Origin of the sequence: Nocardiopsis exhalans (genome assembly GCF_024134545.1) — a bacterium.
Classification (GTDB): Bacteria; Actinomycetota; Actinomycetes; order Streptosporangiales; family Streptosporangiaceae; genus Nocardiopsis; species Nocardiopsis exhalans.
In genome coordinates this window covers 5,433,016-5,445,775 of record NZ_CP099837.1, presented here as the reverse complement: position 1 = coordinate 5,445,775, position 12,760 = coordinate 5,433,016, and the positions used below count along the sequence as shown (strand labels likewise).

The following is a 12,760-nucleotide window of genomic DNA, read 5'->3' as shown; positions in this document are numbered from 1 at the left end:
TTCTCGCACCACCTCGTAGTACTTCTTCACCACGGAAGGAACATGACATGGACGTCATCGAGATCATCCGAGCCAAGCGCGACGGGGGAAAACTCACCCCGGAGCAGATCGACTGGGTGATCGGGGCCTACACCCGTGGTGATGTGGCCGAGGAACAGATGGCCGCGCTGGCGATGGCGATCTTCCTGCGCGGCATGGACCGCGCCGAGGTGAGCCGCTGGACCGAGGCGATGCTCTCCTCGGGGGAGCGGCTGGACTTCTCCGACCTGGCCCGGCCCACCACCGACAAGCACTCCACCGGCGGCGTCGGCGACAAGATCACCCTGCCGCTCACCCCCACCGTCGCCGCCTGCGGCGCGGCCGTCCCGCAGCTGTCCGGGCGCGGGCTCGGCCACACCGGCGGCACCCTCGACAAACTGGAGTCCATCCCCGGCTGGCGCGCGTCGCTGTCCACCGAGGAGATGCGGCGGGTCATCACCGGCACCGGCGGCGTGATCTGCGCGGCCGGGTCCGGGCTGGCCCCGGCCGACCGCAAGCTCTACGCGCTGCGCGACGTCACCGGCACCGTGGAGTCCATCCCGCTGATCGCCGCGTCCATCATGAGCAAGAAGCTCGCGGAGGGGACCGCAGCCCTGGTTCTGGACGTCAAGGTGGGCTCGGGCGCCTTCATGAAGGACGCCGACGCGGCGCGTGAGCTGGCCCGCACCATGGTGGACATCGGCAACGACCACGGGGTGCGTACGGTCGCCCTGCTCACCGACATGGCCACGCCGCTGGGCCGCCAGGTCGGCAACGCACTGGAGGTCGCCGAGGCCGTGGAGGTGCTCTCCGGCGGCGGCCCGGCCGACGTCGTGGAGCTGACCGTGGCCCTGGCACGGGAGATGCTGATCGCGACCGGGCTGACCCCGGGCGAGAACGGAGTGAAGGACCCGGCCCAGGCCCTGCGCGACGGCGGCGCCCTGCAGGCCTGGAAGGACCTCATCCGGGCCCAGGGCGGCGACCCGGACGCGCCTCTGCCCGAGGCCGCCGAGCGCCGGGTGGTGCTGGCTCCGGCGGACGGCGTACTGACCAGGCTGGACGCCTACCAGGTCGGCCTGGCCGCCTGGCGCCTGGGCGCGGGCCGCGCCCGCAAGGAGGACGCGGTGTCCTTCGGCGCCGGAGTGACCCTGCACGCTAAGCCGGGCGAGGCCGTCAAGACTGGCGAGCCGCTGTTCACCCTGCACGCCGACGAGCCGGAGCGCTTCGACCGCGCCGCCCAGGCCCTGGAGGGCGCCTTCGACATCGAGGACGTGCTGGAGCAGAAGGTCCAGCCGTTGGTCATCGACCGCGTGTCCTGACCGTTCACACACGGAGGGGCTGGCGTGGTGCCAGCCCCTCCCCTGCACGTCTGCGGGCCCTGCCGTCAGTCCATGATGGGCGGCAGCATCTGCTGCGGTGCGGCCTCCGGGATCAGCAGGAACGAGGCGGCGGCCACCAGGACGAACAGGAAGCCCACGATCGTCGTCGCGGTGGCGGTCCACTTGGCCCAGTGGCGGGTGCCGCTGTTGAGCAGGGCCAGTGCCAGGGTCGAGGAGAGCACGGTGAGCAGGGCCACCGCGCCGCCCATCCAGACCTGCATCTCGATCTGCCGGATCTGGTTCGGGTCGATGGCCTGGCCACCGACCAGGATCATGCTGGTGAGGATCTCCAGTAGCTGCCCGGACAGGACGGTCACGGCGAGCAGCGCCGCGCCGACGATGCTCAGGGTCTCCGAGGAGAACGCACCGCCGGTGCGGGGCTCGGCCGGAGCGACCGCGAACTCGTGCTCGTGCTCGTGGTCGTACTCCTGACCGTGCTCCGCACCGTCGAGGCCGCCCTCCGCGGGCTCGGTGTCCTGAGCCGCGACGGGGGGCTCCGTGGCGAACCCCGGTTCGAACTTCGGCTGCGGGGCACCTGCTGCGGGGCTGTTGGTGTTCTCGGGCCTGGTGTTGTCTTCCGGTGCGGTACTCACGCGGCCAACGTACCCGCGGGTCCGGATAAACGGGACCTAAGAATCGCCTGCTCAGACCCGGAAAAGCACCAAGTTCCGGTCAGTGCCCCCACACGGGCGGAAGAGCCGGGCCTCGGTTCCCGGCGGGCACGGGTAGAGGCCGGAGGCATCGCCTCCGGCCTCTTGGGGTCCTGTGTCCAGGGTGGTTCGTGTGTGGGTTGTGGGACGGATCAGGGGGCCGGGTACACCGGGGTCGGCATCAGGACGAAGGTCAGCACGGCCAGGATCACGCACAGGATGCCCGCCAGTATCGTCGCCGAGGCCAGCTGTCGGGCCCACGCGCGAGTGGTGGTGCCGGCGCGGAACAGGGCGACGGCGGCGCAGATCACGGCCAGTCCGGCGAGCACCGCCGAACCGGTGAGCGAGCCCTGGACGACGACACTCGGTGCGTCGCTCTCCGAGATCGAGGGGGTGAGGACCCATCGGCTGAAGATCGCGATGAGCTCGGTGGCGAACAGGGTGGTGGCCAGCATGAGGAAGCCCGCGACGCTGAAGGTCTCGGCGCCGAAGAGGCTGGGGCGGGGAACGGTGTGCTGACCGGAGAGGAAGGCCTCGGGGGTGGAGTTGGTTTCGGGGGTGGAGTCGGCCTCGGGGGTGGAGTCGGCCTCGGAGCTCTCGGGCTTGTCGTCGGTGGGGGCGGTGGTGCTGGTGTCTTCGGAGGAGGTATTCACGCGCGCCAAAATACCGGGCGCATATCCCGTTTTCGCCATCTGTAACAGGGCAATCGCGGCCGGTTCTGGCCACGGGCATGATTGAGGGAAAAACAATCATGGATGCTTGTTTTTTTCTGTGTCCGGTGTCACTCTCTTTGCCATGACCGCTACATCTCTGTGGGTCGGGAACGCCTCGGGCTTCTACGGTGACCGGCTCTCGGCCGTTCACGAGATGCTCACCGAAGGCTCCGTGGACGTCCTGACCGGCGATTACCTGGCCGAACTCACCATGGCCATCCTCGGCCGCGACCAGCTGGCCGATCCGAGCCGGGGCTACGCCAGAACCTTCCTGAAGCAGATGCGCGAGTGCCTGGCGATCATCATGGAACGCCGCGTCCGCGTGGTCACCAACGCGGGCGGCCTCAACCCCCGGGGCCTGGCCGACAAGCTCACCGAGCTGGCCGACAGCCTCGGCTTCGAACCCCGCATCGCCTGTGTCACCGGGGACGACCTGCTGGACCGCGCCGAGGAGCTCAACCTCGGCGGGCCTCTGACCGCCAACGCCTACCTGGGCGCCTTCGGGATCGCGCGCTGCCTGGACGCGGGGGCCGACATCGTCGTGACCGGTCGTGTCACCGACGCCTCACTCGCGGTGGGCCCGGCGATCTCGCACTTCGGTTGGACCAGGGAGGACCTCGACGCCCTTGCCGGGGCGACCGCCGCCGGGCACGTCATCGAGTGCGGAACCCAGGCCACCGGCGGCAACTACGCTCTGGCCCGCGAACTCGCCGACAGGCGTCTGGACCACCCGGGTTTCCCGATCGCCGAGATCGCTCAGGACGGTTCTTCGGTGATCACCAAGCACGCCCGGTCCGGCGGCGCGGTCACCGTGGGAACCGTGACGGCTCAGCTCGTCTACGAGATCGCGGGCGCGCGTTATCCGGGCCCCGACGTCACCACGCGCCTGGACACCGTTCACCTGGTTCAGGAGGCCGACGACCGGGTGCGGATCAGCGGGGTGCGCGGTGAGGCGCCGCCGCCCGAGTTGAAGGTCGGGCTGACCGGGATCAGCGGCTTCCGCAACGAGGTCGACTTCCTCATCACCGGTCTGGACGCCCGGGCCAAGGCGGACCAGGCCGAACGCCAGATGCGCGCCGCCCTGGCCCACAACAAGCCCGGTGAGCTGAGCTTCGAGTTCACCCCGGCTCTCGACCCGCACGGGGACACCCAGGACGAGGCCACGGCGCGGCTGCGCGTCGTCGCCCGCGACCACGACCCCGCCGTCATCGGACGCCGCTTCGGCGCCGCCGCCGTGGAACTGGCCCTGGCCAGCTACGCCGGGTTCCACCTCACCGCGCCGCCGCGCGAGGCCCGCCCCGACGGGGTGGCGGTCACCCACGCGCTGGTCCCCGCCTTCGAGGTCGAGCACACCGTCATCACCCCCGAAGGCGACCGCGAGAGCGTCCCGCACCCCGAACACACCAGGGAGCTGACCGAGCTCCCCGAACCCCCGCTGCCGGAACCGCTTTCAGGTCCGGTGATCGACGGGCCCACCCGGCTGGCCCCCCTCGGCCTGGTCCTGGGCGCGCGCAGCGGAGACAAGGGCGCCGACGCCAACGTGGGCGTGTGGGCCACCTCGGACGAGGGCTGGCGCTGGCTGGCGCACACCCTCACCGTCGAGGCGCTGCGCGAACTCCTCCCGGAGACCGCCGACCTCAAGGTCACCCGCCACCTGCTGCCGAGTCTGCGCGCCGCGAACTTCTGGATCGAGGGGATGCTCGCCCCCGGTACGGCCCGCCGTGAGGGTCAGGACCCCCAGGCCAAGGGGGTCGGTGAGTGGCTGCGCGCCCGGCGCTTCCCCATCCCCGAGTCCCTGCTGGCCGACTCACCGCTGCCCCCGAACCCGCTGGCCCAGTCCCCGCTGCCCGAGGAGGGCCCGTGAGCGTCCTGACCTCCAGACTCGACACCCGGGGCCCGGCCTACGCCGAGGCCCGGGACACCATGCTCGCCAAACTCGCCGAGCTCGGCACCGAACACGCCAAGGCCCTGGCCGGGGGCGGTGAACGCTACGTCGAACGCCACCGCTCCCGGGGCGGACTGCTGGCCCGCGAACGCATCGAACTCCTCCTGGACGAGGGCAGCCCCTTCCTCGAACTCTCACCCCTGGCCGCCTGGGGCAGCGACTTCCACGTGGGCGCCAGCGTGGTCACCGGCGTGGGCGTGGTCTCGGGCGTGGAATGCGTGATCGTCGCCAACGACCCCACCGTGCGCGGCGGCTCCAGCAACCCCTGGACCCTCAAGAAGTCCCAGCGGGCCGGGGAGGTCGCCGAACGCAACCGGATGCCGATGATCAGCCTGGTGGAGTCGGGCGGCGCCGACCTTCCCACCCAGAAGGAGATCTTCATCCCGGGCGGCGGCACCTTCCGCCACCTCACCCAGCTCTCGGCCGCCGGGATCCCCACCATCGCCCTGGTCTTCGGCAACTCCACCGCGGGCGGCGCCTACGTCCCCGGGATGAGCGACCACGTGGTCATGGTCCGGGACCGCTCCAAGGTCTTCCTCGGCGGCCCGCCGCTGGTCAAGGCGGCCACCGGGGAGGAGAGCGACGACGAGTCCCTGGGCGGCGCGCGCATGCACGCCGAGGTCTCCGGGCTCGCCGACCACCTGGCCGAGGACGAGCACGACGCCATCCGCATCGGCCGCCGCATCGTGGCCCGCCTCAACCACACCAAGGCCGGGCCCGCCCCGGCCGGGCAGGTCCGCGAACCCCTCCTGCCCGCCGAGGAGCTCCTCGGGATCATGCCGCCCGACCTCAAGGTCCCCGTGGACCCCCGCGAGGTCATCGCGCGCGTGGTGGACGGCTCGGAGTTCGACGAGTTCAAACCCTCCTACGGCCCCGGCCTGGTCACCGGCTGGGCCACCCTGCACGGCTATCCCGTGGGCGTCCTGGCCAACGACAACGGCGTGCTGTTCAGCGCAGAGGCGCAGAAGGCCACCCAGTTCATCCAGCTGGCCAACCGCTCGAACACCCCGCTGATCTTCCTGCACAACACCACCGGCTACATGGTCGGCGCCGAGTACGAGCAGGGCGGCATCATCAAGCACGGCTCGATGATGATCAACGCCGTCTCCAACAGCACCGTCCCGCACTTGTCCGTGCTGATCGGCGCCTCCTACGGGGCCGGGCACTACGGCATGTGCGGCCGCGCCTACGACCCCCGCTTCCTGTTCTCCTGGCCCAGCGCCCGCTCCGCCGTCATGGGCCCCAAGCAGCTCGCCGAGGTCATCTCGATCGTCTCGCGTGCCTCGGCCGCGAAGAAGGGCCAGCCCTACGACGACGACCAGGACGCCGCCATGCGCGAACTGGTCGAGAACCAGATCGAGGCGGAGTCCCTGCCGATGTTCCTGTCCGGCCGGGTCTACGACGACGGCGTCATCGACCCCCGCGACACCCGCACCGTCCTCGGGCTGTGCCTGTCCTTCGCCAGCAACGCACCGGTACGCGGCACCGACCGCTTCGGTGTCTTCCGAATGTGAGAAGGGGAGGACCGACATGACCCCCACCACCTCCGTCAGCCCCGACGGCGCCCGGCCCATCGGCACGCTGCTGGTCGCCAACCGGGGCGAGATAGCCCGCCGGATCATCCGCACCTGCAAGGCCCTCGGTGTGGCCACCGTCGCCGTGCACGCCCCCGGTGAGGAGAACGCCGCGCACGTCCGCGAGGCCGACGCCGCCGTTCGACTGAGCGTCCCCGAGGGGCGCGGCCCCGTGGACGCCTACCTCGACCCGGAAGCGCTGGTCGCCGCCGCCCGCACCGCCGGGGCCGACGCCGTCCACCCCGGCTACGGCTTCCTGTCCGAGAACGCCGCCTTCGCCCGCGCCGTCACCGGCGCCGGGCTGACCTGGGTGGGCCCCGCCGCCGAAGCGGTCGAACAGATGGGCTCCAAGACCCTCGCCAAGAAGGTCGCCCGCGACGCCGGGGTACCGGTCGCCGACGCCCTCGACCCCGAGGACGTGCGCGCCGAAGACCTCCCCGTCCTGGTCAAGGCGGTGTCCGGCGGCGGCGGACGCGGCATGCGCGTGGTCCGTGACCTCGACGCGCTCGCCGCTCAGGCCCGGGCCGCGCGCACCGAGGCCGCCTCCGCCTTCGGCGACTCCTCGGTCTTCTGCGAGCCCTACGTGGAACGCGGCCGCCACGTGGAGGTCCAGGTCCTGGCCGACCACCACGGCACCGTCTGGGCACTGGGCGAACGCGACTGCTCGGCGCAGCGCCGCCACCAGAAGGTCCTGGAGGAGGCGCCCGCGCCCGGACTGCCCGAGCAGACCCGGCAAAGGCTGCACCTGGCCGCCCGTGACCTCGCCGCGGCCATCGGTTACACCGGCGCCGGAACCGCCGAGTTCCTCGTGCCCGTCACGGAGGAGGGGCTCGGGGAGCCCGTCTTCCTGGAGATGAACACCCGCCTGCAGGTCGAGCACCCCGTCACCGAGTGCGTCACCGGCCTGGACCTGGTGGAGTGGCAGCTGCGGATCGCCGAGGGCGAACCCCTGCCCGGCGCCGAACCCCCCGCCCCGCGCGGCCACGCCGTCGAGGCCCGCCTGTACGCCGAGGACCCCCGCAACGACTGGCGGCCCCGGACCGGTCTCCTGCACGCCTTCGACGTCCCCGCCGCCACCGTCAGCTTCACCCCCCTCACCACCCCCGGGGTGCGCCTGGACCACGGGGTGGAGGCGGGCGACGCCGTCGGTACCGACTTCGACCCCATGCTCGCCAAGGTCATCGCCTACGGCACCGACCGCCGCGACGCCCTGCGCCGCCTGGCCGCCGCCCTGGCCGACGCCCGCCTGCACGGGGTGGGCACCAACCGCGACCTGCTCGTGCGCGCCCTGCGCCACCCCGACTTCGCCCGGGCCCACCACCGGCCCGAACGCCTGCACACCGCCTTCCTGACCGGCGACCGCCTCACCGCGCTGGCCCAGCCCCTGGCCGAACCCGCCACCGAGGAACTGGCCGCGCTCGCCGCGTCCCTGGCCTCGATGGAGACCGCCAGGGGGGAGAGCGCTCTCCCCGCCGGTATCCCCGCGGGCTGGCGCAACCTGCCCTCGGCCCCGCACCGGCGCCGCCACACCACCGACGCGGGCCGCGAGATCACCTCGGCCTTCCGGTCGGTGCGTGGTTCCCACCTGCCCGAGCGGGAGGGCGTACGGGTGCTCTCGGCCGCCCCCGACCAGGTGGTCCTGGAGGTGGACGGGCTGCGCCGCGCCTTCGCTGTTCATTCGGGTGAGTGCGAGGTGTACGTCGAGTCCGCGGTGGGCTCGGTCACCCTGACCCCCGTCGACCCCCTCCCCGAACCCGAGGCCACCGTCGACCCCGGCGCCCTGCCCGCGCCCATGCCCGGCACGGTCACCGCCGTGGACGTCACCGTGGGGGAGAAGGTCCGCGAGGGCCAGACCCTGCTGCGCATGGAGGCGATGAAGATGGAGCACCGCGTCACCGCCCCCGCAGCCGGAGCCGTCCGCGAACTCCCGGTCGCCGCGGGGGAACGCGTCCCGGCCGGGGCGCCACTGGCCGTGCTCGACTACACCGACCCCGAGACCGGTGACCCCGACGACACCCTGGACAGCGACGACCACGGCTCCCCGGGCGCGAGGACCACCCCCCACAACGAAGGGCTCGACCAATGACCGGTGCCATGACCTTCAACGAACCCGCCGAACGCGTCGAACTCCGCGCCGCCGTCGCCGACCTCGGCGCCAAATACGGATCCGAGTACTACAGAACCAAGGCCAAGGAGGGCGCCTACCTCACCGAACTGTGGCGCGAGGCGGGCAAGCTGGGCTACCTGGGCGTCAACATCCCCGAGGAGTACGGCGGCGGAGGCGGCGGCATCGGCGACCTGGCCGCCGTCCTGGAGGAGCTCAGCGCCGCGGGCTGCCCCACCCTGATGATGGTGGTCTCCCCGGCCATCTGCGGCACCGTCCTGGCCCGCTTCGGCACCCCCGAACAGCGCCGGCGCTGGCTGCCCGGCCTGGCCAACGGCGAGTCCATCATGGCCTTCGCCATCACCGAACCCGACGCCGGCTCCAACGCCCACCGCATCACCACCACCGCCCGCCGCGACGGTGGGGGCTGGGTGCTCAACGGCCGCAAGACCTACATCTCCGGCGTGGACGTCGCCGACGCGGTGCTGGTGGTCGGCCGCATCGAGGACGAGGCCACCGGACGCCTGTCCGCCGCGCTGTTCGCCGTCCCCACCGACACCCCCGGGTTCGAGGCGCGGCGGATCGAGATGGACATCGTCAGCCCGGACCACCAGTTCCAGCTGTTCATGGACGACGTCCGACTGCCCGCCGACGCCCTGGTCGGTGACCCCGACGCCGGGCTCCTCCAGCTCTTCGCCGGACTCAACCCCGAACGCATCATGGCCGCCTCTCTGGCCACCGGCAGTGCGCGCCACGCTCTGGACAAGGCGGTCGCCTACGCCAAGGAGCGCGTGGTGTGGCGGGACCGGCCCATCGGCGCCCACCAGGGGCTGGCCCACCCGCTGGCGCAGGTCAAGATCGAGACCGAACAGGCCCGCCTGATGACCCAGCACGCGGCGCTCCGCTACGATTCCGGCGACGACGCGGGCGCCGGGGAGGCGGCCAACATGGCCAAGTACGCCGCCGCGGAGGCGTGTGTGCGCTCCGTCGACCAGGCCGTGCAGACCCTCGGAGGGAACGGTCTGGCCAGTGAGTACGGGCTGGGCGCGGCGATCGCCGCCTCCCGGCTGGCCCGGATCGCCCCCGTGAGCCGGGAGATGGTCCTCAACTACGTGGCCCAGCAGTCCCTCGGCCTGCCCAAGTCGTACTGACCGCGGGGGCGGCACACCAGGGGAGAAGAGGCGCGCAGTGGACACGGCATCGGGGGTCTCCGACCGGGAGCCGAGACAGGAGCGCAGCCGGGCCACCCGGGCCCGGCTGCTGGACGCGGCGGTGGGATGCCTGTCCGAACGCGGAGTGGCCGGGGCCACGGTGGGCGCGGTCGCCGAACGCGCCGGGGTGTCCCGGGGCGCCGCGCAGCACCACTTCCCCACCCGCGAGGACCTGCTGCTGGCAGCGCTGCGGCACATCGTGGACAGCCGCGGCGCCGACCTGAGCCGCCGGGTGGAGTCGGTCCCCGAGGGGCCCGGCCGCACCGAGGCCGTGGTGCAGATGGTGGTGGACGCCTTCAGCGGGACCGGTTTCAACGCCGCCCTCCAGCTGTGGGCCGGGGCCGCCAGCGACCCCGCCCTGCGCGAACGCGTCATCCCCCTGGAGGAACAGGTGGGTCGGGAGGTGCACCGCGCCGTGGTCGATCTGTTGGGCGCCGACGAATCGGTCCCCGGCACGCGGGAGGCCGTCCAGGCCACCCTCGACCTGGCCCGGGGGCTGGGCCTGGCCAACCTCCTCACCGACGACGGACCGCGCCGCCGCCACATCGTCCGTCAGTGGGCCCGCATGCTCGACCAGGCTTTGGCGGCGGGAGACTGACCTGCGGTCGGGGCCGGCTGCCGGGGTCAGCGGTGTTTACTGGTGAGTGAGTTCTATCGTCGGCCGCCTACCACCTCCGGGCGGCGGGCGCTTATGATCGAAAAGGCCGGGCAAAGCACCGGCCACAACAGTTCTTCACAACGGTTTCTCTGGACAAGGCGGTGTGCCGGTGGGTGCGGATTCGGGCAGGGACCTTCCCGGCCTGGCCAGGCGGGCAGTGGAGGCGTTCGAGGAGAGCGCCGCACGGGGCAGGGACCGTGACGCACTCATGGACACCGCGTTCGCGCGGCTCTTCGAGCTCTACCAGGCCACCTCCCAGGCCGAACGCCAGTCCCCGGCGGGGCAGAACTTCAACGCCAGACTCGCCGAGATCCTGGTGAGCGGGAACAACCCGGTCCGGATCAGCCTGTACGTGGTGCGGACCCAGACCGCCGCCGAGAACGGCCGGCACGAGGGCTACCGCCCGGCCTGCTGGCGCCGCTCCATGCTCCAGCTCCTGGGCGACGAGTTCGTGCCACTGCAGAGCTTTCTGCGCCCGGTCGACCTGGACGCCCTGCCGCACATCGACGACGCCCTGGAAGCGGTGGCGGCCGACGCCAGCCCGGCCACCGTCGAGGCGGTCCCGGCCTGGGTGCCCGAGACCCACTGGTGGTGGTGGGAACCGGCCCGCCAGCGCGGCGAGGAGACCCCCTCGCACACCCGCGCCGACAGCGGAACCCTGGACGCCGTCACGGACTGACCCGGGTCCCGGGCTTCAGGTCGGGGGTTCGCGCAGGGAGTCGAAGCCGCCGCGGGCTGGGACGAGGTGGACCTCGCCCGGTCTGGCGGTCTCCACGGTCTCCTCCAGGTGGACCATGAACAGCGCACGGGCCTCCACCAGGCCGCCCTCGCGCCTGGTGCCGAACGCCGCCACCGCGTCCTCCACCAGGTCCCGCAACCGCGCGGCCAGCGTGGGCGGGTCCAGGTGCAGGACCATCGGTTCCTCCAGCTCCCGGCCCTTGAAACAGCTGATCCGGATACCGCGCTCCCCGGGCAGGACCTCGGCGCGGCTGGTGGCCCGATAGGTGACCGGCGGCCCGGCCCCGCCGGGGTAGACGGTCATCTCCGTGCCCTCGGTCAGCTCCCTGACCAGCCAGTCCCACTCCTGCCGTTCGTCCATGAACCCATCCTCACCCCGGCGGCACGGGTGTACCAGGGGCCACACGGGACTCAGGCCGTGCTCAGCGCACGCCCCTGATCTTCCAGACCGCGGCCGCGCCCAGCAGGGAGATCACCCCGCAGGCCGTGTACAGGACCGGGTAGCCGCCCAAGTGGACCACGATGGGTCCGGCCAGGGCCGGGGCGATTACCTGCGGGCCCGAGCTGGCGATGTTGACGATGCCCAGGTCCTTGGCGCGGCCCTCGGCGGTCGGTAGTACCTCGGTCACCAGCGCGTTGTCCACCGACAGGAAAACACCGAACCCCACGCCCAGCACCACCGCGCAGACCACCGCCGCGGTCCAGGTGGGGTACAGGGCCAACCCGAACGCGGGCAGGCCCATCACCAGCCCGGCGAAGGCCACCATGCCGCGCCGTCTGCCGATCCGGTCCGAGGCCACACCCGCCAGCACGGTGGTGGCCACGACAGCCGCCGTGTAGACGAGGATCAGGGTGAGCAATCCGTCCGTGGCCGAGGAACCGGGGAAGAGTTCCTCGTAGCCCACCGCGTCGCGCAGGAAGTACAGCAGGTACAGGACGAACATCGCGTTCCCGGTGCCGATGAGGAACCGGGTGAGGAAGGCCCAGGCGAAGTCCGGGTGGCGGCGGGGCGACACCCACAGGCTCCGGGCGAAGTTGCGCCAGGGCGGGCGAGCCTCGGGGGGCAGCGGCGGGTCCGGGGAGAGCAGCGCGAACGGCAGGGCGCACGCGATGGTCAGGACGCCGATGAGCGTGTAGCCGGGGGAGATCTCGGTGACGACCACGGTGACCAGGACGACCGCCGCCACGACCCCGGCCGACTGGGGGATGCCGATCCAGCCCGAGACCGCCCCGCGCTGGCTCCGGGGCACGTGGTCCGGGACGGCGGCGAGCAGGGTGGCGTTCAGGCAGGACAGCGCGGTCTGCACGAAGGACCAGCCCAGCAGGATCCCCGTGACGCTCTCCTGGGTGCCCAGGACGATCAGTCCCGCGCCGCCGAGCACCGCCCCGGCCAGCACCCAGGGCCTACGGCGGCCGAGCGGGCCGGTGGTGCGGTCCGACAGGGCCCCGGCCAGCGGGGTGGCGATCATGGCCATGGCCGCCCCGATCCCGGTGACCCAGGCCAGGACGGTCTCCTTGTCGGCGGGGGAGACCCGGCCGATCTGCTCGGGCAGCAGGACCTGGAGGGGGCCGAAGAAGGCCATCCACATGCCGAGGTTGGCCAGGCTGATCCCGGCCACCCACAGGGCGCGTACGTTGCGGGTGGGTTCGGCCAGGGCCGGGGGGAGCTCGTTCGGGGGTCGTGCGGCGGGGGGTGTGCGCACAGTGTGACCTGCCTAACATGAGAAGAGTTCATGTTAGGCCAGATGGTCCGGCTCGGGGAAGGTCCCG

11 protein-coding genes are annotated in these 12,760 nt (G+C 72.1%); 7 read left to right on the top strand and 4 right to left on the bottom strand.

Annotated features, from left to right (window positions below; translation table 11 throughout):
• Positions 1–47 precede the first annotated feature (47 nt).
• A complete protein-coding gene (locus tag NE857_RS24035) occupies positions 48–1,337 on the top strand; it encodes a thymidine phosphorylase (protein WP_254417763.1) in 1,290 nt (429 codons plus the stop codon).
• A gap of 65 nt (positions 1,338–1,402) precedes the next feature.
• Here the strand turns inward: NE857_RS24035 and NE857_RS24030 are convergent, their stop codons facing one another.
• Both NE857_RS24030 and NE857_RS24025 read right to left on the bottom strand, forming a co-directional pair.
• A complete protein-coding gene (locus NE857_RS24030) occupies positions 1,403–1,990 on the bottom strand; it encodes a hypothetical protein (protein ID WP_254417762.1) in 588 nt (195 codons plus the stop codon).
• Positions 1,991–2,199: 209 nt separating this feature from the next.
• Entirely contained in the window at positions 2,200–2,700 is a 501-nt protein-coding gene (locus tag NE857_RS24025) for a hypothetical protein (protein ID WP_254417761.1), read from the bottom strand.
• 142 nt (positions 2,701–2,842) lie between these two features.
• Between NE857_RS24025 and NE857_RS24020 the strand changes: the two genes are divergently transcribed.
• The 6 genes from NE857_RS24020 (at position 2,843) to NE857_RS23995 (ending at position 10,931) form a co-directional block, all read left to right on the top strand.
• Positions 2,843–4,624, top strand: a complete 1,782-nt coding sequence (locus NE857_RS24020) for an acyclic terpene utilization AtuA family protein (RefSeq protein WP_254417760.1) — start codon at positions 2,843–2,845, stop codon at positions 4,622–4,624.
• Entirely contained in the window at positions 4,621–6,219 is a 1,599-nt protein-coding gene (locus tag NE857_RS24015) for an acyl-CoA carboxylase subunit beta (RefSeq protein WP_254417759.1), read from the top strand. The genes NE857_RS24020 and NE857_RS24015 overlap by 4 nt, the downstream gene beginning before the upstream one ends.
• Positions 6,220–6,235: 16 nt before the next feature.
• Positions 6,236–8,365, top strand: coding sequence for an ATP-binding protein (locus NE857_RS24010; protein WP_254417758.1), 2,130 nt, complete (start codon positions 6,236–6,238; stop codon positions 8,363–8,365).
• Positions 8,362–9,534, top strand: coding sequence for an acyl-CoA dehydrogenase family protein (locus NE857_RS24005; RefSeq protein ID WP_254417757.1), 1,173 nt, complete (start codon positions 8,362–8,364; stop codon positions 9,532–9,534). Before NE857_RS24010 ends, NE857_RS24005 begins: the two co-directional genes overlap by 4 nt.
• A gap of 37 nt (positions 9,535–9,571) precedes the next feature.
• Entirely contained in the window at positions 9,572–10,192 is a 621-nt protein-coding gene (locus NE857_RS24000) for a TetR/AcrR family transcriptional regulator (protein ID WP_254417756.1), read from the top strand.
• Between the two features lie 163 nt (positions 10,193–10,355).
• Positions 10,356–10,931, top strand: coding sequence for a hypothetical protein (locus NE857_RS23995; protein WP_254417755.1), 576 nt, complete (start codon positions 10,356–10,358; stop codon positions 10,929–10,931).
• 15 nt (positions 10,932–10,946) lie between these two features.
• Here NE857_RS23995 and NE857_RS23990 read toward each other — a convergent pair whose 3' ends face one another.
• Together NE857_RS23990 and NE857_RS23985 are read right to left on the bottom strand one after the other, a co-directional pair.
• On the bottom strand, positions 10,947–11,351 hold the full coding sequence (locus NE857_RS23990; RefSeq protein WP_254417754.1) for a hypothetical protein: 405 nt from the start codon (positions 11,349–11,351) through the stop codon (positions 10,947–10,949).
• A 61-nt stretch (positions 11,352–11,412) separates the two neighbouring features.
• The gene (locus NE857_RS23985) at positions 11,413–12,693 is read right to left on the bottom strand and encodes an MFS transporter (protein WP_254417753.1); all 1,281 of its coding nucleotides are present in this window, start codon (positions 12,691–12,693) and stop codon (positions 11,413–11,415) included.
• Positions 12,694–12,760 lie beyond the last annotated feature (67 nt).

Bases quoted from the DNA above. Each gene is read 5' to 3' on its own strand.
- NE857_RS24035 (WP_254417763.1), top strand. From the start codon at position 48: ATGGACGTCATCGAGATCATCCGAGCCAAGCGCGACGGGGGAAAACTC.
- NE857_RS24020 (WP_254417760.1), top strand. From the start codon at position 2,843: ATGACCGCTACATCTCTGTGGGTCGGGAACGCCTCGGGCTTCTACGGT.
- NE857_RS24010 (WP_254417758.1), top strand. From the start codon at position 6,236: ATGACCCCCACCACCTCCGTCAGCCCCGACGGCGCCCGGCCCATCGGC.
- NE857_RS24005 (WP_254417757.1), top strand. From the start codon at position 8,362: ATGACCGGTGCCATGACCTTCAACGAACCCGCCGAACGCGTCGAACTC.
- NE857_RS23990 (WP_254417754.1), bottom strand. From the start codon at position 11,351: ATGGACGAACGGCAGGAGTGGGACTGGCTGGTCAGGGAGCTGACCGAG.